This window comes from Vibrio sp. JZG120, from assembly GCF_053890955.1.
Genome location: NZ_JBSRRK010000012.1, coordinates 40,577 through 65,137, shown reverse-complemented (window position 1 = coordinate 65,137; position 24,561 = coordinate 40,577). Strand labels below are relative to the sequence as shown.

Sequence of the window (24,561 nt, the reverse complement as noted above, 5' to 3'; positions counted from 1 at the left end):
ATAAATAAGTAGAGAACTGATATGTCCAATCAATTTGATTTTCGCGCTGCTGCTAAACAAGTTCTTGATATCGAAGTTGCTGCTCTGCAAGAGCTGGATACCTACTTTGATGATCAATTTGAGAAAGCGTGCGAACTGATCCTTTCCAACAGCGGCAAAGTAGTCGTTATGGGTATTGGCAAGTCAGGCCACATTGGTAACAAGATTGCTGCGACTCTGGCAAGCACGGGGACTTCTGCGTTTTTCGTTCACCCTGGCGAAGCAGCACATGGCGACTTGGGCATGATCAGCCCTGGAGATATTGTGCTCGCAATTTCTAACTCTGGTGAGTCAAACGAAATTCTGTCTCTATTTCCGGTATTAAAACGCCTGAATATCAAGATAATTAGCATGACAGGCAAGCCAGAATCCAATATGGCAAAACTGTCTGACTTGCACCTGCAAATCACGGTACCTCAAGAAGCTTGCCCACTAGGGTTGGCACCGACCAGCAGTACCACGGCCACATTAGTAATGGGAGACGCATTAGCCGTAGCCCTACTTCAAGCGCGTGGTTTTTCTGCCGAAGATTTTGCCCTATCTCATCCAGGTGGCGCGTTAGGGAGAAAACTGCTGCTTAAGTTGTCTGATATTATGCATTTTGGAGAAGCGTTACCTAAAGTTTCTCCAAACGCATTGATTCGCGATGCCCTGCTTGAAATTTCAGAAAAAGGGCTAGGCATGACCGCTATCGTCGATGAACACGATGCTATGCTTGGTATATTCACCGATGGTGATTTACGTCGCACCTTAGACAAACGCATTGATATTCATACGACCGCGATTGGCGAAGTCATGACGACAAATCCAACCACAGCGCACCCTGATATGCTAGCGGTTGAAGGTTTGAACTTGATGCAGAATAAAAATATTAACGCTCTGATTTTATGTAAAGACGAAAAAATTGTGGGTGCACTGAACATGCACGATTTACTAAAAGCTGGCGTGATGTAATATCAGCACAAACATTTAAATCATTTATTACACAAATAAAGGCAATGGTCAGGGAAGTACTGAGCTAAACGATAGGCCTTCATTATATGAGTTTTACTCGCCTTATTTATTTGCTCTTGATCTTCGTTGTCGCATGGTGCGGTTATTACCTACTGACCCCAAAAGGCAACGACGCAATTCAAGTAGCACCAGATTCTGAACTGCCCATGTTCAGTGGTACTGGACTGGAAAACATCACCTATGGTGAAGATGGTGTCCGCAGTTACATCATCCGCTCCACGAACTTAGACCATTATGCTAAGAGTGGAGATACCATTTTTAATAACCCGACTTTGATGGTTTACCGTGAAGGTAGCGTCATTGAATGGAAGGTGACGGCCACAAGAGCCGTGTTAGATGAAGACCAAGTCTTAACGTTATATGACAAGGTCTTAATGCAAAATCTTCTGCCTGGTGCGAGTTTTGATACCATGGCAACAGACAAGTTAGTCATTAATCTAACCAATCGTGATTTTAAAGCTGATCAACAGGTCATGTTGGTTGGGCCACAATTTGAAACTACTGGAGGCGCAATGCAAGGCAACTTAAAGCTGCATACCGCAACTCTGACAGACGAAGTTCAAGGTCGATATGAAACCGTTACACCTTAGCCTACTGGCACTGGTATTGGCGGCGCCTCAAGCGCTGGCACTTAAGTCGGATACTCAACAACCGGTTTACATTAACTCTGACACCCAACAGGTGGATATGAAGAGTAACCAGGTTATCTTTAAAGGCGATGTATCTCTTAAGCAAGGTAGCATCAATATCGATGCTGATAGAATCGTGGTAACGCGCGATCCTAAAACCGAAGCCATCAAACAGATTCAAGCATTTGGTAAACCTGCCAAGTTTTCTCAGCTGATGGACGATGGTAAAACACTGAGTGGTCAAGCTGTGGAGCTGGATTACCGTATTTCTACAGACGAATTGACCATGAAAGGTCAAGCGCAACTGGCACAAGACAACAACACCATCAAAGGTTCTTCGATTCGTTACCAAATTGGTAAACAAAAGCTAGTCGCTGATAGCTCTAAGGAAGAGCGCGTTACGACCATTTTGCAACCCAATCAGATAGAGAACTAATATGGCAGTACTGAGTGCGAAAAACTTGGCGAAAAGCTACAAAAAGCGCAAAGTCGTAACCGATGTTAGCTTGGAAGTTGAATCTGGTCAGATTGTTGGGCTGCTAGGCCCAAACGGCGCAGGTAAAACCACCTCGTTTTATATGATTGTCGGCTTGGTGCCACGAGATGAAGGCACCATCACCATTGATGATAAAGATATCAGTATTCTGCCGATGCACAGTCGTTCGCGTCTCGGGATTGGCTACCTTCCGCAAGAAGCGTCGATTTTCCGTAAGCTGTCGGTAGAAGATAACATCATGGCTGTACTCGAAACTCGTCAAGAAATGACACGTGAAGAGCGCCAAGATAAGCTGGAAGATTTGTTGGAAGAATTCCACATTCAGCACATCAGAACCAGTGCGGGTATGGCACTATCGGGGGGTGAGCGACGCAGAGTGGAAATCGCTCGCGCTTTAGCAGCCAACCCTCAATTCATTTTGTTGGATGAACCTTTCGCTGGTGTTGACCCAATCTCGGTTAATGACATCAAGAAAATCATCGAGCATCTACGCGATCGCGGCCTCGGAGTGTTAATCACTGACCATAACGTGCGTGAAACACTGGACGTATGCGAAAAAGCCTATATCGTAAGCCAAGGGCACCTAATTGCATCGGGAACTCCGGCAGAAGTTCTCAATAATGAACAGGTGAAACAAGTTTATCTCGGCGAACAATTCCGTCTATGATTATATTAGGAACGGTAAGATTCTGAGCATTACAAGGTAAGTAACACTGAATGAAACCTTCATTACAACTCAAGCTAGGTCAACAGTTAGCCATGACGCCACAGTTGCAACAAGCGATTCGCTTACTGCAACTGTCGACACTCGATCTTCAACAGGAAATCCAAGAAGCCTTGGATTCAAACCCATTATTGGAAGTTGAAGAAGGCCAAGATGAGCCTCTAGCAAACGGTGAAGATAAATCAGCGGTCGAGGCTGCTGATAGCAACAGTGCTAACGAACCAGCAGACATTGACGTTCCAGACAGTTCAGACGTAATTGAGAAGTCAGAGATCAGCTCTGAACTTGAAATCGATACCACTTGGGATGACGTCTACAGCGCGAATACCGGTAGCACTGGCTTAGCTCTTGACGATGATATGCCCGTCTACCAAGGCGAAACCACGGAATCATTGCATGACTACCTAATGTGGCAGCTTGACCTGACACCATTCAGTGAAACCGATCGTACGATTGCATTAGCGATTATTGACGCTGTTGACGACTACGGTTACCTAACCCTATCTCCTGAAGAAATTCATGAGAGCTTCGATAACGAAGAGATTGAGTTAGACGAAGTAGAAGCCGTTCGTAAACGTATTCAGCAGTTCGATCCGCTCGGTGTGGCATCACGCAACTTACAAGAGTGCCTACTGCTACAGCTAGCGACTTTCCCAGAAGACACACCGTGGCTTGCTGAAGCCAAAATGATTCTTGCGGATCATATTGATCACCTGGGGAACCGTGATTACAAGCTCGTCATCAAAGAGACTAAGCTGAAAGAAGCCGATCTCCGTGAAGTCCTCAAACTTATCCAGCAGTTAGATCCTCGTCCCGGTAGCCGTATCACACCGGATGATACCGAGTACGTAATTCCAGATGTGTCCGTTTTTAAAGACAACGGCAAATGGACCGTTTCTATCAACCCAGATAGCGTTCCAAAATTAAAAGTAAATCAACAATATGCTCAATTAGGCAAAGGCAATAGCGCGGATAGCCAGTACATCCGCAGCAATTTGCAAGAGGCAAAATGGTTAATTAAGAGCTTAGAGAGTAGAAACGAGACGCTACTCAAAGTTGCAAGATGTATTGTTGAACATCAACAAGATTTCTTCGAGTATGGTGAGGAAGCCATGAAGCCAATGGTACTAAATGATGTAGCCTTGGCAGTGGACATGCATGAATCCACGATTTCTCGTGTAACAACACAAAAATTTATGCATACACCACGTGGCATTTTTGAATTGAAGTACTTCTTCTCTAGCCATGTTAGTACTGACAACGGCGGAGAATGTTCGTCAACAGCAATTCGCGCACTCATTAAAAAACTGGTCGCAGCAGAGAATACTGCTAAGCCATTGAGTGATAGCAAGATTGCTGCTCTTCTGGCTGACCAAGGGATTCAGGTCGCGAGACGTACGATAGCCAAATATCGAGAATCCTTGGGAATTGCCCCTTCAAGTCAGCGTAAACGCCTATTATAAGGCACTAACTGAAAAGGAAAGTCTATGCAAATCAATATTCAAGGCCATCACGTTGATCTTACCGATTCAATGCAAGACTATGTAAATTCTAAGTTTCAGAAGCTCGAAAGGTTCTTCGACCATATCAATCAAGTACATGTTGTACTAAAAGTTGAAAAAATCACTCAAATCGCGGAAGCTACGCTTCATATAAATCAAGGCGAAATCCACGCATCAGCTGATGACGAAAATATGTATGCCGCGATCGATTCGCTGGTAGATAAATTGGTTCGCCAACTCAATAAGCACAAAGAAAAACTAAACAGTCATTAATCATGCAACTGAGCGAAATACTGTCATTGGACTGCACCAAGAGTGCGGTCCACTGCACGAGTAAAAAACGCGCCCTTGAAATGATCAGCCGCATCGTGGCTGATCAAACGGGCCAAGATTCTACCGAACTGTTCGAGTGCATGCTCAACAGAGAGAAAATGGGCAGTACTGGTATCGGAAACGGTATTGCGATCCCACACGCTAGAATGCAATCGAGCGACAAGGCTATTGCTGTCTTGCTGCAATGTGATGAAGCAATTGAATTCGATGCGATTGATAATCGACCTGTCGACCTTCTTTTTGCGCTCCTTGTACCAGAAGAACAGTGCAAAGAACACCTCAAGACTCTATCCTCTATGGCAGAACGTCTGAGCGATAAGCAAGTATTGAAACTACTGCGCAATGCTCAGAGTGATGAAGAACTTTACGACATCATGATTCACCAATAAGCAGGACGGACATCATGCGACTAATCGTGGTTAGCGGGCACTCAGGTGCCGGTAAGAGTATTGCGCTGCGCGTACTGGAAGACTTAGGTTATTACTGTGTTGATAACCTCCCAGTGAATTTGCTGGACGCATTTGTTCACTCTGTTGCTGACAGCAAGCAGAATGTTGCGGTAAGCATTGATATTCGCAATATCCCTAAAAAGCTAAAAGAACTGACTGGTACACTGGAGCAGTTGAAAACAGAGCTTGATGTGACCGTGCTTTTCTTGGACGCCAATAAGGAAACGCTACTCAAACGCTACAGCGAAACACGCCGAATCCACCCTTTATCTTTAGGTGGCACCTCTCTCTCCCTTGACCAAGCCATCGAGCGTGAGAAAGAAATTTTAACACCACTTAAAGCGCATGCCGATCTTGTACTGAACAGCAGCGGACAATCTTTGCATGAGTTGAGTGAAACCGTGCGTATGCGTGTTGAAGGCAGAGATCGCAAAGGGCTTGTTATGGTATTTGAGTCTTTTGGCTTCAAATATGGCCTGCCTTCCGATGCCGATTACGTATTCGACGTTCGCTTCTTGCCCAACCCACATTGGGAACCAGCGTTGCGCCCACTTACGGGTTTGGATGCTCCTATCGCCGCATTTTTGGAGCAGCACCAATCGGTGTTAAGTTTGAAATACCAAATTGAAAACTTTATAGAGAATTGGTTACCTCTTCTCGAGAAAAACAACCGCAGCTATTTGACCGTTGCAATAGGTTGTACCGGTGGTAAACACCGTTCGGTGTACTTAACTCAGCAAATCGGAGAGTACTTCGCCAATAAAGGACACCAAGTGCAAATTCGCCATACCTCACTAGAGAAAAACACTAAGGAGTAGCTGTGGAGTTAAGTCGTAAAGTATTGATTCAAAATCGCCTTGGCTTACATGCTCGCGCAGCCGTCAAACTGGTCGAACTGGCCCAGAGCTTTGAAGCGGTCATCACTATCGACAATGAAGAAGACAAAACCGCCACAGCAGACAGCGTAATGGGTTTATTAATGCTTGAGTCTGCTCAAGGACAGTACGTCACAATCCACGCTGCGGGTGAGCAAGCAGAAGAAGCACTGGATGCCGTTTGCCACTTAATCGAAGATAAATTTGATGAAGGCGAGTAATTTACTCGCTTTTTTATTACCTCTCACTCCCCTTCCCCTGACTGCGCCAATAAATAAATTTGCTTAGTATCATAAGTTGTTATTAAAAGGCGCCTAGAATTAAGTTATTATTCAACGCATTGTAAATATCAGGAATTGGGAGGAATGAATGGCAGAGCAAATTGAATTCGACCAAGCTCACCAAGCCCTCCAAGAAGTCACAGAAGCGCTAGAAAATGGCCGCTTCGTCCATGTTCGTCGTCAGTTACAGGACATGGAACCTGAGGATATCGCTCACCTTTTAGAAGCCTCTCCACGAAAAAGCCGTGAAGTTCTCTGGCAACTCACCGACCCTGAAGACTACGGTGAAATCCTCGACGAACTGAACGAAGACGTCAAAGATAGTCTCGTATCCAAAATGGCACCAGAAGCGCTTGCAGAAGCGACAGAAGGCATGGATACCGATGACGTGGCTTATGTACTGCGTAGCTTGCCAGACAACCTGTCACGTGAAGTCCTGTCGCAAATGGACTCCTCTGACCGTCTGCGTGTCGAAACCGCCCTGTCCTACCCAGAAGACACTGCAGGTGGACTGATGAACACCGACGTTATCACGATTCGTGGTGACGTAGATGTGGACGTGGTTTTACGTTATCTGCGTATGAAAGGTGAACTACCAGAAGCAACGGATGCACTTTATGTCATTGATGAAGAAAGCAAACTGATTGGTGAACTACCCATTACTCTGCTGATCACGACCCAGCCTGATGTCAAAATTGTCGACATCATGGAAGATGCTGACGAAGCGATTACTGTCGATACCAGTGATTCAGATGTTGCTAGTCTGTTCGAACGTCGTAACTGGGTCTCTGCTCCTGTCGTAGACGAGAATCAGCATCTCGTTGGCCGTATCACTATCGATGACGTAGTTGACGTTATCCGTGAAGATGCCGAGCACTCGATGATGAGTATGGCAGGTATGGACGATGACGAAGATACCTTCGCACCCGTTGTAAAATCAGCTCGCAAACGTAGTATCTGGCTTGGGGCTAACGTGTTGGCCGCACTCGCTGCCGCTTCTGTTTCTAACATGTTTGAAGCCACGCTAGACCAGATGGCTGCCATTGCCGTATTGATGACGATTGTTCCTTCCATGGGTGGTGTCGCTGGTAACCAAACCGTCGCACTAGTGATTCGTGGTCTTGCTCTTGGTCATATCGGTGACTCGAACAAACGAGAACTGTTGATGAAAGAAGCCTCGATCGGTTTACTCAACGGCATCATGTGGGCGCTGATTATTGGCGGCATTGTTGTCGCTTGGAAAGGTAACTGGATGCTAGGGGGAATCATTTCCGCAGCGATGCTGACCAACTTATTGGTCGCTGGGGTTGCCGGAGTAACGATTCCAATCCTCTTAAAGAAAATGAACATCGACCCAGCTTTAGCTGGTGGTATGGCGTTAACGACCGTAACGGATGTAATTGGTTTATCAGTATTCTTAGGGCTTGCCACAATACTGATTACCTAACTGCAAAAACAAAAAAGCCTGATGAACACATCAGGCTTTTTTTAATTCTGAATTGGGAGAACTTACTCACCCGCCACTTTCATCGCATCCAGTAAGATTGAACCCGTTTGAATTTGCGAGCGCGTTTCAACGTCGCTACCTACGGCAACAATCTTATTGAACATGTCCTTCAGATTACCAGCGATGGTAATTTCCGATACTGGGTATTGGATTTCACCGTTCTCAACCCAGAAGCCTGCAGCACCGCGAGAGTAATCACCTGTTACCACGTTCACGCCTTGTCCCATCACTTCTGTCACTAGAAGACCAGTACCGAGCTCTTTAAGCATTTGTTCGAAGTTTTGGCCTGTCGACTTCACGTACCAGTTATGAATCCCACCAGCGTGACCTGTCGGCGCCATCTTCATTTTACGTGCGGCATAACTGGTTAACAGATAAGTTGCTAGCACACCGTCAGTAATGATCTCACGGTCTTGAGTATATACGCCTTCGCTATCGAATGGGCTTGACGCCAAACCACGTAATACATGTGGACGTTCCGAGATATTGAACCACTCAGGAAGCACTTGCTTACCAAGGTGATCAAGTAGAAAAGAAGATTTACGGTACAGGTTACCACCGCTGATCGCCATAACAAGGTGACCAATCAAGCCAGTTGCAACATCAGCGGCAAACATGATTGGGTATTTACCTGTCTTTAAGCGCTGCGCATCTAAGCGGTTAATCGTATTCTCTGCCGCCTTACGACCCACTGTTTCTGGTGTCCATAAGTCATCGCGATGACGTGCCACTGTGTAGCTGTAATCACGCTCCATTTCGCCATTTTGACCAACGCCAATCACACAACAGCTGGTACTGTGGCGGCTAGACGCATAGCTTGCTAATAAGCCATGGCTGTTACCATACACTTTTACACCGTAGTGACTATCATAACTCGCGCCATCACTTTGCTTGATTGCACTGTCATAACTTAACGCTTCTTTCTCAGCGGCGATCGCCACATCGGCAGCATAATCGGGATCAGGGGCGTCTGGATGGAAAAGATCAAGCTCAGGGATCTCTTGCACCATGTATTCTTTGGCTGCGGGCCCTGCAAATGGATCTTCAGATGTGTAATGCGCAATATCCAGCGCCGCAATAACGGTTTGCTCGATAGCAGCTTCACTTAAATCAGACGTGGAAGCACTGCCTTTACGTTGACCTCGGTAAACGGTAATGCCCAGCGCACCATCGCTGTTGAACTCGACATTTTCTACCTCGCCCATGCGAGTAGATACACTTAAACCAGTGCTTTTGGTAATTGCGACTTCGGCGGCGTCAGATTTTGCCGATGCAAGCTTTAAGGCTCTTGCGACGGCTTGCTCTAGCTCGGTACGTTGCTCAGCAACCTGCTGTTTAATATCCATTGTCTTTCACATCTTGTCTTTGATGAACAATAGGATAACAAGAATTTCGCTTTCTCCCCACGATTCTTGTTAAAATAGTCATAATATTAATCAAAACACAGGCAACTGAAATGGCACGTAAGAATCAAAAAGCGCCATGGGAACCAGAAGAAGAGATCATCTGGGTAAGCAAATCCGAGATGAAGCGAGACATGGAAGAACTGCAAAAGCTAGGTGAGGAGCTTGTCGGCCTCAAACCTGCAGTTCTCGAAAAGTTTCCATTGAGCGAAGACCTGCGAGAAGCAATTGCAGACGCACAACGCTTTAAAAACGAAGCGCGTCGTCGCCAATTACAACGTATTGGTAAGTTGATGCGTTATGAAGATCCAGAGCCAATCCAAGCGGCGTTGGATAAGATTCGTAACAAGCACTCTCAATTAACGGCGGTATTCCACAAGCTTGAAGCTCTGCGTGATCGCGTAGTGGAAGAAGGCGACAAAGCCATTGATGACGTAATGGAAATGTATCCAGAAGCGGATCGTCAGCGTCTACGCCAATTGGCTCGCCAAGCAGCGAAAGAGAAAAAGGCTGGGAAACCAGCAAAAGCGTACCGCGAAATCTTCCAGATCCTAAAAGGTCTGAACGAAGAAGAGTTTTAATTAGACGGTTCGATGCCAACGAGCATTCAATTAACGAAAAAAGCAGACATGATGTCTGCTTTTTTATCTTTTACTTAAATGTCAGCGTTACACCAAGCGATTAATACGCTCTCCGCGCTCGAAAGCGTTAATGTTCTCAATCAAGATTTCCACTAAACGTTGAATCGATGAGTCGCTGCCCCATGCAACATGCGGTGTAAGTAGCAAATTGGGTAAATTCATATTGGCAATCAGCGGATTGCTTTCATCAGCTGGTTCTTGTGTAAAAACATCAAAACCAGCCGCAGCGATTTCTCCCTGTTTTAGGGCATCCACCAACGCTTCCTCATCCACCAAGCCTCCACGCCCCGTATTAATTAGAATGGCGTTGGGCTTCATTTGCTGCAATTCTGCTTTGCCAATCAAATTCTGAGTATGCTTGTTGAGCGGACAATGCAAAGTTAACGCATCAGAGCGTTTCAATACTTCCTCAAACGGCACATAACCAGGTCGGCATTCTGATGCACCTTTACGCTCAGCAAAGATCACCTGCATGCCTAGCGCATCAGCTAACTGTGCTGTCGCTTGCCCTAAAGCGCCGCTGCCAATAACACCTAGCGTGCTACCACCTATATCCCCGATTGGGTGCGTAAAAAAGCAAAACTGCTTATTACGCTGCCATTCGCCAGCGGCAATATCTTGATGGTAACCAAATAAATTTCGGCGTAAAGCAAACAGCATCGCAATCACGTGCTCAGGTACCGAACGCGTCGCGTAACCACGTACATTGGCAGCCGCAATATCATGCTTAGCACAGTAGTCCACATCGACGTTGTTAAAACCAGTCGCGGCAACCGCGATCATCCGCAATTGTGGTAGTTGCTCTAATATATTTTGGTCAAGCAGGACTTTATTGCTAATCACGATATCTGCACCTGCTAACCTTTCTATTACCTGCTCTGGCGCGGTTAAGTCGTACTCACACCAGTAGTGCTGAAAGCTAGGTCGTGGGATCTCAATATGTTCTGGGATGGTCGCACGGTCCAAAAATACGATGGTCGGCAAAGACATAACAACTCCTTGTTCACGGCTGAAAGACAGGATACATCAACCACAGTAACGAAATAGCGAACTAGAAAGAACCGTTGTTGACTGCGGTTGGCATTAAGGGTGTGGCAACGTTTTATAATCAGGCAATGTACGTTCTGGCGAAAAATAGTTAAAGATCGCCGCCTCGGCTTCAGGATAAAAGTCACAGGGTACAAAAATACTGCTCAGCTGATCCGTAGCTGGATGATAAAAACTTAGCTCCGCAGCGTGCAACTCTAAACGTTCTGAAAACTGATACGCCTCTTCGCTTGCATAAAACTCATCACCCACAATCGCATGACCAATCGCCATCAAATGCACGCGTAACTGATGCGATCGACCAGTAATGGGCAGTAGTCGCACAACGGTCGTATGGGTGCCATCAGGGTGCACTTCACGCTTCACCACTTGGAATAAAGTTTGAGATGGTTTGCCGTCGTCGAAGCATACTTTTTGTCGCGGACGATTTGGCCAATCACAAATTAATGGATGGTCAATATTCCCTTCTTGCGGCTCGACATGTCCCCAGACACGTGCGTAATACACCTTGTGGGTGAGACGATATTGGAACTGCTTTTTTAATGCTCGCTCCGCAGGTTTGTTTTTCGCCAGTAGCATCAACCCTGATGTCGACATATCCAAGCGGTGCACAACTTGGATTTCTGGATGCTCCTCCTTGAGGCGGCTCCACATGCTGTCGTAATGCTCTTCAAGGCGACCAGGGACAGACAGTAACCCAGATGGCTTATTCACTGCCAGAATGTCGTCATCCTCAAAAACGATATCGACCCAAGGGTCGGTGGGAGGGGTATATTCAAGCATTGCCATGGGAGATCTCTACAAAATAAAAACGCCGCGATTATATAACCAAATAGCACCCAAATGCAGGGTTATGACGAAAAGTTCAAACCAATAAAACAAAGTCAATCCTTTAGCATAAAAACTAAAAATAGCACGTTGTAAATTTAGTTTGACAACAAGACGCGTAACTGAATAGAGTGCTAGATGCACACAGCATGATATTCGCAAAGAATACTTAAAATAAATACATCAAAACACAGCATTTAAAAGACATTACCGTTGCGCAGTATAGGGCGAGCGCTCAGCTTGTCATGTACTGCGGTATGTATCTCTTTAGAAAGGTACATAAGATAAAAAGGACAATAAGCAATGGACTCCGCCGTTATAGATAAACCCCAATCCAAACTTTCCTTATTTTTTCGTTCGCTAGGCCCCGGCATATTAATGGCATCTGCTGCGGTGGGTGGCTCTCACCTCGTCGCATCAACCAAAGCGGGGGCGATTTATGGCTGGCAACTGGCGGCGCTGATTCTGCTCGTAAACCTGTTTAAATACCCTTTTTTCCGAGCGGGCGTACAGTACACCATGGGGACAGGGCTCACCTTGGTTGAGGGCTACGCGAAATTAGGTCGGCCTTATCTATGGCTATTTCTATTTCTGAGCGTGGTCTCAGCCGTAATCAATACCGCCGCTTTGTTGATGTTTAGTGCTAGCTTGCTGGGCTACTTCATTCCGTTTTCACTATCAATGGCATCACTCAGTATCATTGTGATTGTCACCTGCCTGATCATATTATTTGCTGGACATTACAAAGCGCTCGATACGTTATCTAAGGTGATCATGTCGGTGTTAACCATCGCGACTTTACTTGCCGTTTCTATCGCCTTTGGTAACCCTGTTGAGCAAGTGGCCAACTTCGAGCCACCGTCACCTTGGTCTATTGCGGCAATTGGCTTTATCGTCGTAACAATGGGGTGGATGCCTGCACCGATAGAGATCTCCTGTTTAACCTCTGCGTGGTTAAAACGCCAATCAAGCCAGCAAGAAGTAACGTATCGCTCTGCTCTATTTGACTTTAATGTCGGTTACATTGGCACGGCTTTTCTTGCCATTATCTTTGTATCGTTAGGTTCTTTGATGCTCTATGGCTCTGGCGTTGCACTTGAAAGCTCAGGCGTTGGCTTCTCCCACCAATTGGTTGGCTTATATGCGGCAACAATTGGCGAATGGTCTCGTTATTTGATCGCGGTAATTGCGTTTTTCTGTATCTTTGGCAGCACGATTACCGTTATTGATGGCTACTCACGCGTTATTTCTGACTCTCAACGTCTACTGCGCTCACAACCAGACACTAACCCTAAAACCACATCAGCGATCATGCTGGTGGTCGCCTTACTTGCATTAGGTATTGTGGTTTTCTGGGCTTCTGCGTTATTGCCTATGCTGAACTTTGCGATGATCCTCGCCTTTATGACCACGCCATTCTTTGCTCTGCTAAATTACACATTAGTGAGCAAAACCGAGTTACCTGAGCCTTTGGCTGTTGGACCTAAACTGAAGTGGTTGTCGATTGCAGGCCTGATTTACTTGTTTGGCTTCTTGGCTGTGTTTATCTGGTGGAAGTGGTTGATGTAAATGAGGTAGCTATCAGTGATTAATGCATTCCGCATAAAGAAACTAAACCGCAAATAAAGAAAAAGGTCTTCAACTGAAGACCTTTTTTAATGAACAATAAATGCTTACTTAGTTGTGGCTCACCACAATCAAACGTAGCGAGTCGAGCTGCACTTGAGCTTGGTTGATGTAACCAGTGAGCTCCTTAATTTGTGCATCAATGGCTTCAATTTCTTCGTCACGAATATTTGGGTTTACCGCTTTCAGTGCTTGCAAACGCTCAAGTTCTGCATTCAAGCTATGCTGCATATCTTGATGAGCTTGCTTGCGTACTTCCTCAACCTTCGCTTCGATAAGATTGTCCCCCGCTTCGATCAAGCGGTGTACGTCTTTCTGTACCGACGTGACCAACTTGCTGCCTAAGTGACGGTTTACAGGGCTGAGCTGGCGGTTAAAGCTTTCAAATTCCACTTGAGCAGACAAATCATTACCACGCGAGTCCATCATCAAACGGATTGGCGTTTTCGGTAAGAAGCGCGCGATGCCACTACGTTTTGGTGCTTGCGCATCTACCGCATAAATCAACTCAAGAAGAATGGTACCTACTGGTAGCGCTTTGTTTTTCAAAAGAGATACCGCAGACGTACCCACTCCTTCACTCATCAGAAGATCGATACCACCCTGGATCATTGGGTGCTCCCAACTGATAAAGTGCATATCTTCACGAGATAAAGCCGTATCACGATCAAACGTGATCGTCGCCCCTTCGTATGGCAGGCCTGGGTAGCTTGGTACCATCATGTGCTCAGATGGGGTCACAATCAGTGCGTTTTCACCTTTGTCGTCTTGGTTCAAGCCAATCGTATCAAAAAGAGAAAGTGCGAAGGTGACCAAATTGGTATCACCGTCGGTTGATTCAATTTTCTCAACGATTTGTTGTGCTTTTTCTCCGCCATTTGAATGCATTTCTAACAGGCGATCACGGCCTTGCTCCAATTGGGATTTCAGCTCTTTATTCATTTTTGCTGACGCTTCAATGATCTCATCTAGCGTGCTGGTGTCACCAGAAGCAAGGATTTCAATCAGATCATCAGAGTACTTATCGTAAACGGCACGGCCTGTTGGGCAAGTTTCTGCAAAAGCGTTTAAACCTTCATCAAACCAGCGAGCAAGAATGGCTTGCGAGGTACCTTTCAGGTAAGGAATATGAATGTCGATGTCGCGGTTCTGGCCGATACGGTCCAAACGACCGATACGTTGCTCAAGCAAGTCAGGGTTGAACGGCAAGTCAAACATGACTAATTGGTTGGCAAACTGGAAGTTACGGCCTTCAGAGCCGATTTCACTACAGATCAGAACCTGTGCACCACCTTCTTCTTGCGCAAAGTAAGCGGCTGCTTTGTCACGCTCAAGGATCGACATACCTTCATGGAAGACGGTCGCACGAATGCCTTCACGCTCACGCAGCGCTTGCTCCAGTTGCAGAGCCGTACTTGCACGAGAGGCAATCACCAGAATTTTCTCGCTGCGCTTCTCCTTTACCTTTTCAAGTAACCAATTCACGCGCGAGTCAAACTGCCACCAGCTTGCATCATCGCCTTCAAATTCTTGGAAAATTTCTTCCGGGTAAAGGTTCTTCATCGCACGTGCTTCAGAACTCATCTTACCGCCGATCATCCCAGCAACACGCATTGACGTGGTGTATTGCGGTGGAATATCCATTGGCATCAGGTGCACGTTACGCGCAGGGAAGCCTTTGATAGCCGCACGTGTGTTACGGAACAGAACTCGTCCCGTACCGTGACGATCCATCAAGTTGTCGATCAACTCTTGGCGCGCTGACGCTTTCGCTTCTTCGTCCGCTTCACTTTCGATAATGCGGAAAAGTGGTTCTACGTCTTGTTCAGACAACAACTCAGTAATCTGGTTTTTCGCTTCATCAGGCAGTTTTTCACCAGAGAAAAGTGAAGTAATCGCATCCGCTACAGGTGCGTATTGCTCTTCTTCCTCGACAAACGCTTCATAATCGTAGAAACGGTCAGGATCCAGCAAACGCAGACGAGCAAAGTGGCTCTCACGACCAAGCTGTTCTGGCGTTGCCGTCAGTAGCAGTACGCCCGGAGTACGTTCAGCTAAACCTTCTACCACTTGGTATTCACGGCTCGGTTTATCTTGGCTCCACTCAAGGTGATGCGCTTCATCGACAACTAATAGGTCCCATTCGCCTTCCAGTGCTTGTTCAAAACGCTTGCGGCTCTTGCGTAGGAAGTCTAAAGAACACAGCACGTATTGCTGGGTATCAAATGGGTTTTCTGCATCCGCAAAAGCTTCGATACAGCGCTCTTCGTCAAAGATAGAGAAATGCAGATTGAAACGACGCATCATCTCAACCAGCCATTGATGCTGCAGTGTTTCAGGCACCACAATCAAAATACGTTCTGCACGGCCAGACAGCACTTGCTGGTGAATGATCATGCCCGCTTCGATGGTTTTACCCAAACCAACTTCATCCGCCAGTAATACGCGTGGCGCGTGGCGACGGCCAACTTCGTGCGCGATGTAAAGCTGATGAGGGATCAAACCAGCACGCATACCACACAAGCCACGCATTGGGCTCTTATGCTGCTCAAACTGGTTGGTTAGCGCACGGTAACGCAGAACAAAGTTGTCCATTCGGTCGATTTGACCGGCGTACAACTTATCTTGAGGTTTATTAAAACGAATTTGGTTGCTCAGAAAAATCTCACGCAGAACAACGGCGGTTTCTTGCGTGTCTTCACGAGTACCGAAATAGGTGTATAGACCTTCGTCTTCCAGTACTTCTTCAACTTTTAGAGACCAACCTTCTTGGCAGTCGATGACATCACCAACATTAAAGGTGACTCGGGTAACAGGTGCATCGTTACGTGCGTAAACTCGGTTTTCCTCTGACGCTGCAAACATCAATGTCACAGTACGAGCATCCATTGCTACAACGGTACCTAAACCTAAATCGCTTTCCGTATCGCTAATCCAGCGCTGCCCCAAAGCAAATGTCATGAATTGACTACCTCGTTATTAGTTCTTGATTCGTGTTTCTTGTTGGTCTACTCATGCCCGTAGGCATGGATAATAGTTTAGATCTGATTCTGGCTTCTGCTATGCCGATAGCATTCGTCATTCCAGTATGAACTGAGTATTTTTAAGCCAGTTCAACATGATAAATCGGACGTAGCCTATAAGCAGAAAAAGGTCGCTAATCTTACTTGAAGCTGTGATTTAGGTCACGCCGAAACCGCATCAAGCGGAAACTTTTTTTCCCAAACTATAAATGCAATCAAATTGTAAAATACTCATGCCAATTATTAAGTTGTAGAACGTAAATATTACGTATACTTCTAGTGAGGGGCGTTTAAAACCATTGCATATGATTTAAGCGCGTTAGTACACGATTAGGATCAACACGGGTTTGCAGTAAGTTGTCTTGCTACTCGGTTGCACACTAACCGACATCAGCCCGACAACCTCTATTGCAAGCAATCAGAGTTAGGCCGCTTCACACCTATTTGAGAACGACCTAACCACTCGCATGCAGAGCCGTATTACGGCAAGGAGACGCTATGGGCGATACCGATCGGAAACTGTTTGTACTTGATACCAACATTCTTCTTCATGAACCCTTTGCCATCTTCTCTTTCCAAGAACACGATGTCGTTATCCCCATGACCGTGTTGGAAGAACTCGACCGAATCAAAGACAGCAAACGCGATGTCGCAAGAGATGCTCGCGTGGCTATTCGCGCTTTGGAAGATTTGTTTAAAGAAGCAACGCCCGATGAAATTTCTGAAGGTATTCCTGTTTCGAAAGACAGCCCCGACCAAGGCACCATTTCCATTTTGGCGGATTTTGAACTGCAGGAAACCGTCAAAGCCTTCGCCGACAAAGCCGGTGACAACCGTATACTCAATGCGGTGCTTTATCTGCAAAACAAACGAGCACCACGTGAAGTGGTACTGATCACGAAAGACATTAACATGCGTCTGCGCGCCAAAGGCGCTGGCGTACGTTTTGTTGAAGACTACCGAACCGATCAACTGATTGACGACATTCAATACCTCACCAAAGGCTTTCAACTGCGTGAGGGGGACTTCTGGAGTGATATTGAGGAAGTAGAAAGTTATGCGCTGGGCGGAAAAACCTATCACAAGCTCAGTCGTGAACCTTTTGAACCAACCTTTATTAACCAATATGTGATTGATGAAGACAGCGACTTTGCTGGCCGCGTGGAAACCATCAATGAAGACAAATTAACGCTACTCGACCTGAGCCGAGAACGCATGATGCACCGTAAGGCTTGGGACATCACACCAAAAAACATCTACCAAGGAATGGCGTTGGATGCCTTACTTGACCCGGATATTGACCTGGTGATTTTAACTGGTGCAGCAGGTAGTGGTAAAACGCTATTAGCCATGGCAGCAGCACTGGAGCAAACCATTGAAAAAGGCATGTTCGATAAAATTATCGTGACGCGTAACACGCCAGACATCGGAGAATCCATCGGCTTCCTACCCGGCTCAGAAGAGGAGAAAATGATGCCGTGGTTAGCGGCGGTGACCGATACCTTGGAAGCGCTACATAAACACGATCACTGCACTGAAGGCTCATTGAAGTACATCTGCGATAAAGCCAATATTCAGTTTAAATCGATCAACTTTATGCGTGGCCGTTCTATTCAAAATGCGTTTGTGCTGCTTGATGAGTGTCAAAACCTCACCGCTTCACAAATCAAAACCATCATCACCCGCTGCGGCGAAGGAACCAAAATCGTCTGCTCCGGTAACTTGGCGCAGATTGACTCCCATTACCTCACCCCTGTGACCTCTGGTTTGACCTACATGGTTGAACGCTTCAAGAACTTTGAAGGCAGCGCGAATATTCACCTTAACGGCGTGGTTCGTAGCCGCTTGGCAGAGTTTGCCGAAGAGAACCTGTAGTCGACATCGACTCACAAAAACAACAGAGCGCTCTAATGAGCGCTCTTGTTATAACGATTCGAATGAGTTACTCAGTGCCACCCACCGTCAGTGAGTCTAATTTCAAGGTCGGCTGACCAACACCAACTGGCACACTTTGACCTGCTTTACCACATACGCCAACGCCCTTGTCGATACTTAGGTCGTTACCAACCATCGACACTTGTTGCATGGCTTCAATACCAGAGCCAATCAACGTCGCACCTTTAACAGGGCGCGTAATTTTGCCATTTTCAATCAAGTACGCTTCCGATGCGGAGAACACAAACTTACCCGAAGTAATGTCCACCTGACCGCCACCAAAGTTTGGCGCATACAACCCTTTCTCTACCGTCGAGATGATTTCTTCTGGCGTATGTTCACCTGGAAGCATGTAGGTGTTGGTCATACGCGGCATCGGCAAATGTGCATAAGACTCACGACGACCGTTACCTGTTGGGTTCACACCCATTAACCGCGCGTTTAGCTTGTCTTGCATGTAACCTTTCAGCACGCCATTTTCGATGAGCGTGTTGTACTGGCCATTCACCCCTTCATCATCCACATTGAGTGAACCACGAAGGTCTTTTAATGTACCGTCATCAACAATGGTACACAGTGAAGACGTCACTTGTTGACCCATTTTGCCAGAGAAAACCGAAGATTCCTTACGGTTAAAGTCACCTTCTAGGCCATGACCTACCGCCTCATGTAGCAATACGCCTGGCCAACCTGAGCCCAATACCACTGGCATCATGCCTGCTGGTGCGGCTTCTGCTTCAAGGTTAACCAACGCCATGCGAATCGCTTCGTCTGCATAATGGAAAGCTTGTTTCACACCATTGCTTTCCGTTAAAAAGAAATCGTAACCAAAACGGCCACCGCCACCAGCGCTACCTCGTTCACGTCGTTCACCTTTTTGAGCGAGCACGCTAATAGACAAACGTACCAAAGGACGAATATCGCCTGCATAAGTACCGTCTGTTGCCGCAACAAGCATCTGCTCATGCACACCGCTGATGCTGATCGAGACTTCTTTAATCAATGGTTCTTTAGTGCGGATGTAAGCATCTAGAGACTTAAGTAATTCTGTTTTTTGCTGCTTTTCCCATTCAGCTAGTGGATTCACAGCCGCGTAGTACGCTTGGTTCTCCGTACGTTTAAACGCATGAACTTTGCCATTTTGCCCTTGCTGAGCAATACCGCGCGCCGCCATTGCACTCTGCTTCAGGCCTTCAGGCTGGATTTGATCAGAGTAGGCAAAGCCTGTTTTTTCGCCAGTTACGGCGCGGACACCAACACCACAATCAATGTTAAAAGAGCCATCTTTGATGATGCTGTCTTCTAGAACCAGAGACTCATGCCAGCTGGACTGAAAGTAAATGTCCGCATAATCGATCTGGCGTGTCGCAATGCTGGCAAGCGTATCAGCAATGTCTTGTTCTGTCAGACCATTTGGGGCAAGGAGTGCCTGTTCTATTTGGTTTGTGCTCATAGTTAGCTCTTTTATTTCCGTCTCAATTCATTTTGAAAGCGACTGTGTTGAGTCAGCGGCATATTCTGCCTTACTTGTTGGCTTTGTGACAAATCTATCTCTGTCACCAATAAGCCTACTTCATCCTGAAGCTGTTTATGAATACGTCCCCAAGGGTCAACGACCATTGAGTGTCCCCATGTTTTTCGTCCACATGGATGCGTTCCAGTTTGTCCGCTTGCCAAAATCCAACATTGTGTCTCAATCGCTCTAGCTCGCAATAATACTTCCCAGTGAGCTTGCCCCGTCACAGCGGTAAACGCAGCAGGCACCACAATGATATCCGCGCCTTCTTGGCGTAATACTTTATAAAGCTCAGGGAAACGAAGATCGTAACAGATGCTCAATCCAACGCTGCCGATATCGGTTTCCGCCACGACTATTTGATTACCCGCCATAAACGTGTCCGACTCACGATAACTACCATAACCATCGGCTACGTCGACATCAAACATATGCAGTTTGTCATAGTGAGCAATGCATTTACCGTGCGGCGGCAATACAAGCGTTGTGGTCGTGACACCTTTTGCGGTTTGAATGGGCATGCTTCCGGCAATCAGTGTTAACTGGTTCTTTCTTGCGATTTCAGAGAGCCGCTGTTGAATCACGCCACTCCCAAGTGGCTCTGCATGTTGATGGTACGCTTCGCGGTTGGCAAACAGCACCGTATTTTCAGGGGTAAGGACAAGCTTGGCACCTTGCTTACTCGCCAAAGCACACTGTTTTTCAATAAAGTCCAGATTCGCAGTGATATCTGGACCCGATGTCATTTGAATAATGCCAACACGTTCCATGTGTTTCCTCCCTATTCCATTTTAGTCGGTGAGTTATTTGGCCTGTTCACGCAGCTTTTCTGGCAGTTTGTATTCACCTTTACTTCGAGAAATTTCTTTTACCGTTGGTGAGTCTAGTGGGCCTTTCACTTCATAATTGACTTGAGTGAAGACCTCAACCACCGGAGAAATCACTGTTGAGATGGCTAAAACATACAACGCGGTTTGTGGCGCTACTGCAAACGCGGTCAGCATTGGTAGGCCTGATGTGATGTCTGGGGTGAACTTCACTTCCGCATCGACCATTCTGCTGTTCATATTGGCGATGCCGCGGATCTGCATTTCTCCTGCTAAGGCATCCATCACGATATCGTTGGTGATAAACACGCCATCTTGGATTTTGCCCGTGCCCGTGATCGAGTTAAACGCCATGCCTTTATCGAATACGTCGGTAAAATCGAGCTGCATCTTACGGATGATAGAATCCAAGCTGAACAAACCTAACAAGCGTGCCGCACCACTGACTTCACTGATCACGCCTTTACCAAATTCCGTTGAGACATTCCCTTGCAAGGTTTGTGTCTTCATCGACCAAGGCGCGCCGTCCCACTCCATATTGGCATTGATCTCAAATGGTGCCTGCTGAATACCCGATGTGATACCAAAGCGCTCCATAAGATCAGTGTTGTTATCACCTTTCATTTTCATGGTTAAGTTGGAATGGCTACTCTCTTTTGTCAGATCCCACCAACCGCTCATATCAATGCGGTTTTTGCCGCTGCTAAAGGTGATATTTTTCCACTCCAAACGGTTCTCGCGACGCTGCAAATCAACATTCACCTTCCCCACTTTGTAACCTTGCAACCAAAAATCATCGATGTTCAAAGTTAAGTTTGGCATCTCAGCGTGAAACTGGCGGTCAAAATTGGTAATCAAAGGCGCGTTTTGATCCTCACTGGCAAAGAGCGAACTGCGCTCTTTGGTCATCTCTTCAAACCCTGGAATATACAGGTGCAAGTGCTCCAAAGAGACCGATAAGTCATACGGCTTCAGATAGTTAGCCTTACCTTTAACCTCTTGACTGTCCACATCGAGTTGCCAGCTCAAATTCTTTTTGCTTGCGGAGAAGTCCACATCATGAAACTCAATCCCACCAAGCTGCAAGTTTGGCGTTTCAACATCAATCCGTGTAGGCAATGGAATACTCGGCGTCTTCATGCTTGCCAGAACAGATGAGGATTGCTTACCTTCCGAGCCCTGAAGCAGCTCTGCCCACTGGTCTAAATTAAGCTCAGCGACACGCACTGATGCATCGTGTCCGACAATAGGGCTGATCCTGAAACCACCTTTGCCGACCATTAAATGAGTCGCCGTCAGAACAGGTACCTCGCCAGTTATATCTATCTCGGTTTGATACTTAGCATTTGGTATCTGTAGTCTTGCTGAAATACTTTCTTGGTTGCCGGATGCCTGTAGTTTTGCTTGCCCGGACTCGCCAACTTGTTTCGCTAGCGGATAGGGATATTGACTCGCTAAACGATTTAGCTGCGCCAACACATCAAGTTGATAGGTGAAGCCTACATCATTAAGTTGTAAGTCAATGTCCATTTGCCACGGCGCATGCCCAGAAACAAGCTTTAACCAACGCTCACCAACATAAGGTTTGAGAGGCTCAACGTCCCAATCCCCTAATGTATTAATCGTCACATTGTAGCCCTGTTCCGCACTCTCACCACGAAAATCGAGGGAGATAGGCTGGGTAAGCAACTCTGCAGACAAACCCGATGTGGTGACCACATCATTATCGAAGTGGATACGCCCTGTGGCTTTCTCCAGCGTCATTGGCGGCGCTTCAATATCGACACGGTTTTCTGTTAAATCGGCATAACCCCAAGCACGGGACTCTTTTTCAAAATCAAACGGAATGTTGAGCTGGAACTCAGAGTAAACCGGACCACTCACTTGCAGCGCCGTCAACGCTGCCCCGACCGAGTCCACCAATGGCGTCGCCATCATGTAGTCACGAACTTCATTACCCGGCGCGCTCGCTTTGGCTTCAATCTCAATGTGTCCACCCTCCGCCAACTCAGGGATTCGCCCAGTAATACGCTTGGCATGAACACCATTTAGCGTGGCGGACTTTGAATCCAAATACATGGCATCATTTTCAAACAGCAAGTCCAGCTGCAGATCAGTGATGGTTGGCCACGCCGTATCAAAGCTAAATTTCGCGTCTTTTAAACCGACCCACGCCTGAAACATGCCATTATGATCTTTGTAAGGAAAATCCCCTAACTCGCCATACCACAGCAGCTTAGCCGTATTCACTTTACCGCCTTGAATCGCAGTCGATAGGTAATCCGTTAAGTCTTGTCCAAGTGCCAGAGTCGGCAGGTAACGCCATGTTTCACCTGCGTTATAGAGATCTGCTTCAGCATAAAACGATAAAAATGGGCTTTGTTCTTTTGGAAAATCAAGACGGAATGCTCCTAGTACTTGAAGATCCGGTGTCGCTGCCGTCACTTTATCAGACCACAAGCGCCAGCCACTCTCATCTTGTTGCCAGATAATATCGACTTCACCTTGTTTGATATTCAGCGGAGCTTGAAATACATCACCGTACGGAAATACATCATCAATGACGGTTACTTTCGCTTTGGCTTGATCTAAATCACCAGATACACTGCCCTGTACATGATGGAATCCTGGTAGCAGTTCCCATTGCGTCATCGCAAGTTCATCCAGTTCCGCGGAGTAGCGTAACGTGTCTAAACCACCGTTCATGGACAAGCGAACATCTTCAACTCGGCCTTTCGGTGCCAATTTGTTGATAAGGTCACTGGTCGATTCTGACTCTGGAGCCAATTTGATGAGCGGAATAAGTGCTTCGATATCGAGTTGAGAAAGGTTGAGCGTCCAACCATTCGGTTGCCAATCAAACGCTGCGTCTAATTCCGGCCAAGGGGTGTTGTCGGTTCGGATCCGAAGTGAGTGACCATTTACTTTCCAACCTTGTTTATCTGGTCGAAGATTGAAAATACCTGACTCGATAAACAGCTCATGACGACCGTTTTCATTCCACACGAGCTCAGAAGGCAACAGTTCAACATACGCATCATTCGGTTGGCTGTGTTTCAGCGTCAGCCAAGTGTTTAAGCTGACCTTACCCGACTCAGCACCCGATTCTTCTTGCATGTAAGTGGTTAACCAAGGCGTCACCGAGACATCTTGGGCACTTACGTAAAACTCACCAGACACATCACGTAGCGAACCATGATCTTTAAAGTTAGCGCTCACTAACAATGAATTCAGACGAACATCGGCAATGTTCACGGTGCCTTCGGCTAAGTGGTGCTTGCCTTGGTTGCTCCAACGGAGCTGCTCGATATCCAAACGGCGAGTCTCACCAGATACCGATTTATACCAAATCCGTGAGTCGGTAATGGTGAAGTCTTCAAACTGACGTAAAAGAAGTGAGTCGAGTTGGTCGATGAGCTTCACTTCGCTCTTATCCACACTCGACTCCTGCTCTTGACGACTAGAGGTCGGCAGAATGTCTACGGTGTGAATATCCAGAGCGAGGTTATGGATGGTGAGGTCTGCGACCACCGGTTTGAGTTGCAAAAGAGATTGAATGAGATCGAATTCAATTTGGATTTCTTCAACGGCAAAGCGTGCATCCTGAATATTCGGCAGGTTCGCTTCTAAACCGAGTAGCGCGATCGAGGGGTGATTATTGCGCCACGTCCCTGCGACGTTGGCGATAGAAAAGTCAAAACCTGTGTCCTGCTTGACCCAGGTTTTGATCTCATCTTGGAAGTGGTTAAGTTGTGGCAATGTGACGCGCAGTGTGGTTACTAATATGGCCAATAACACCAGTACAGTAACTAAACTCCACGCACAAAAACGCCCAAAACGGTTAACACCAGAATTCACAAATGTTC

General features: G+C 46.6%; 20 protein-coding genes. 13 read left to right on the top strand and 7 right to left on the bottom strand.

The window, feature by feature from the left end:
* Positions 1-21: 21 nt before the first annotated feature.
* The 10 genes from kdsD to mgtE all read left to right on the top strand — a co-directional run bounded on the left by kdsD (position 22) and on the right by mgtE (position 7,789).
* Positions 22-993, top strand: a complete 972-nt coding sequence (gene kdsD, locus ACWPOD_RS19845; RefSeq protein ID WP_005396237.1) for an arabinose-5-phosphate isomerase KdsD — start codon at positions 22-24, stop codon at positions 991-993.
* A gap of 86 nt (positions 994-1,079) precedes the next feature.
* On the top strand, positions 1,080-1,643 hold the full coding sequence (gene lptC / locus ACWPOD_RS19840) for an LPS export ABC transporter periplasmic protein LptC (protein ID WP_124009126.1): 564 nt from the start codon (positions 1,080-1,082) through the stop codon (positions 1,641-1,643).
* A complete protein-coding gene (lptA, locus tag ACWPOD_RS19835; RefSeq protein ID WP_005396239.1) occupies positions 1,624-2,118 on the top strand; it encodes a lipopolysaccharide transport periplasmic protein LptA in 495 nt (164 codons plus the stop codon). The genes lptC and lptA overlap by 20 nt, the downstream gene beginning before the upstream one ends.
* Before the next feature lies 1 nt (position 2,119).
* Positions 2,120-2,845 carry an LPS export ABC transporter ATP-binding protein gene (gene lptB, locus ACWPOD_RS19830; RefSeq protein WP_005396240.1) on the top strand — a complete coding sequence of 242 codons (726 nt, stop codon included), beginning with the start codon at positions 2,120-2,122 and terminating at the stop codon, positions 2,843-2,845.
* A gap of 50 nt (positions 2,846-2,895) precedes the next feature.
* Positions 2,896-4,365: an RNA polymerase factor sigma-54 gene (locus ACWPOD_RS19825; protein WP_005396241.1), complete on the top strand. Its 1,470-nt coding sequence runs from the start codon at positions 2,896-2,898 to the stop codon at positions 4,363-4,365.
* 24 nt (positions 4,366-4,389) lie between these two features.
* Positions 4,390-4,677 carry a ribosome hibernation promoting factor gene (gene hpf / locus ACWPOD_RS19820; RefSeq protein WP_005381114.1) on the top strand — a complete coding sequence of 96 codons (288 nt, stop codon included), beginning with the start codon at positions 4,390-4,392 and terminating at the stop codon, positions 4,675-4,677.
* A 2-nt stretch (positions 4,678-4,679) separates the two neighbouring features.
* Positions 4,680-5,126, top strand: coding sequence for a PTS IIA-like nitrogen regulatory protein PtsN (gene ptsN, locus ACWPOD_RS19815; RefSeq protein ID WP_005381116.1), 447 nt, complete (start codon positions 4,680-4,682; stop codon positions 5,124-5,126).
* A 14-nt stretch (positions 5,127-5,140) separates the two neighbouring features.
* The gene (gene rapZ, locus ACWPOD_RS19810; RefSeq protein WP_006742353.1) at positions 5,141-6,004 is read left to right on the top strand and encodes an RNase adapter RapZ; all 864 of its coding nucleotides are present in this window, start codon (positions 5,141-5,143) and stop codon (positions 6,002-6,004) included.
* Between the two features lie 2 nt (positions 6,005-6,006).
* Entirely contained in the window at positions 6,007-6,282 is a 276-nt protein-coding gene (locus ACWPOD_RS19805; RefSeq protein ID WP_005396244.1) for an HPr family phosphocarrier protein, read from the top strand.
* Between the two features lie 148 nt (positions 6,283-6,430).
* Complete coding sequence (gene mgtE / locus ACWPOD_RS19800; RefSeq protein WP_006742352.1) at positions 6,431-7,789, top strand: magnesium transporter; 1,359 nt, start codon at positions 6,431-6,433, stop codon at positions 7,787-7,789.
* Positions 7,790-7,851: 62 nt separating this feature from the next.
* Here the strand turns inward: mgtE and pmbA are convergent, their stop codons facing one another.
* Complete coding sequence (pmbA, locus tag ACWPOD_RS19795) at positions 7,852-9,195, bottom strand: metalloprotease PmbA (protein ID WP_005396252.1); 1,344 nt, start codon at positions 9,193-9,195, stop codon at positions 7,852-7,854.
* A 110-nt stretch (positions 9,196-9,305) separates the two neighbouring features.
* On the opposite strand from pmbA, the gene yjgA reads away from it, so the two are divergent.
* Positions 9,306-9,833, top strand: coding sequence for a ribosome biogenesis factor YjgA (gene yjgA, locus ACWPOD_RS19790; protein WP_005396253.1), 528 nt, complete (start codon positions 9,306-9,308; stop codon positions 9,831-9,833).
* 87 nt (positions 9,834-9,920) lie between these two features.
* On the opposite strand, the gene ACWPOD_RS19785 is transcribed toward yjgA, so the two are convergent.
* Entirely contained in the window at positions 9,921-10,883 is a 963-nt protein-coding gene (locus ACWPOD_RS19785) for a D-2-hydroxyacid dehydrogenase (RefSeq protein WP_150919491.1), read from the bottom strand.
* Between the two features lie 93 nt (positions 10,884-10,976).
* Positions 10,977-11,729 (bottom strand): bifunctional tRNA pseudouridine(32) synthase/23S rRNA pseudouridine(746) synthase RluA, encoded by a 753-nt coding sequence (rluA, locus tag ACWPOD_RS19780; RefSeq protein WP_167426224.1) that lies wholly within the window; start codon positions 11,727-11,729, stop codon positions 10,977-10,979.
* A 342-nt stretch (positions 11,730-12,071) separates the two neighbouring features.
* On the opposite strand from rluA, the gene ACWPOD_RS19775 reads away from it, so the two are divergent.
* Positions 12,072-13,337 (top strand): NRAMP family divalent metal transporter, encoded by a 1,266-nt coding sequence (locus ACWPOD_RS19775; RefSeq protein ID WP_164666940.1) that lies wholly within the window; start codon positions 12,072-12,074, stop codon positions 13,335-13,337.
* Between the two features lie 108 nt (positions 13,338-13,445).
* Here the strand turns inward: ACWPOD_RS19775 and rapA are convergent, their stop codons facing one another.
* Entirely contained in the window at positions 13,446-16,355 is a 2,910-nt protein-coding gene (gene rapA, locus ACWPOD_RS19770) for an RNA polymerase-associated protein RapA (RefSeq protein ID WP_006742347.1), read from the bottom strand.
* Positions 16,356-16,915: 560 nt separating this feature from the next.
* Between rapA and ACWPOD_RS19765 the strand changes: the two genes are divergently transcribed.
* Entirely contained in the window at positions 16,916-18,292 is a 1,377-nt protein-coding gene (locus ACWPOD_RS19765) for a PhoH family protein (RefSeq protein ID WP_006742346.1), read from the top strand.
* Positions 18,293-18,359: 67 nt separating this feature from the next.
* Here the strand turns inward: ACWPOD_RS19765 and tldD are convergent, their stop codons facing one another.
* The 3 genes from tldD to ACWPOD_RS19750 are packed head-to-tail and all read right to left on the bottom strand — an operon-like array spanning position 18,360 to position 24,553.
* Positions 18,360-19,805 (bottom strand): metalloprotease TldD, encoded by a 1,446-nt coding sequence (gene tldD / locus ACWPOD_RS19760; protein ID WP_047009150.1) that lies wholly within the window; start codon positions 19,803-19,805, stop codon positions 18,360-18,362.
* Positions 19,806-19,816: 11 nt separating this feature from the next.
* The gene (locus ACWPOD_RS19755) at positions 19,817-20,638 is read right to left on the bottom strand and encodes a carbon-nitrogen hydrolase family protein (RefSeq protein ID WP_167426223.1); all 822 of its coding nucleotides are present in this window, start codon (positions 20,636-20,638) and stop codon (positions 19,817-19,819) included.
* Positions 20,639-20,671: 33 nt separating this feature from the next.
* Positions 20,672-24,553: a YhdP family protein gene (locus tag ACWPOD_RS19750; protein WP_167426222.1), complete on the bottom strand. Its 3,882-nt coding sequence runs from the start codon at positions 24,551-24,553 to the stop codon at positions 20,672-20,674.
* Positions 24,554-24,561 lie beyond the last annotated feature (8 nt).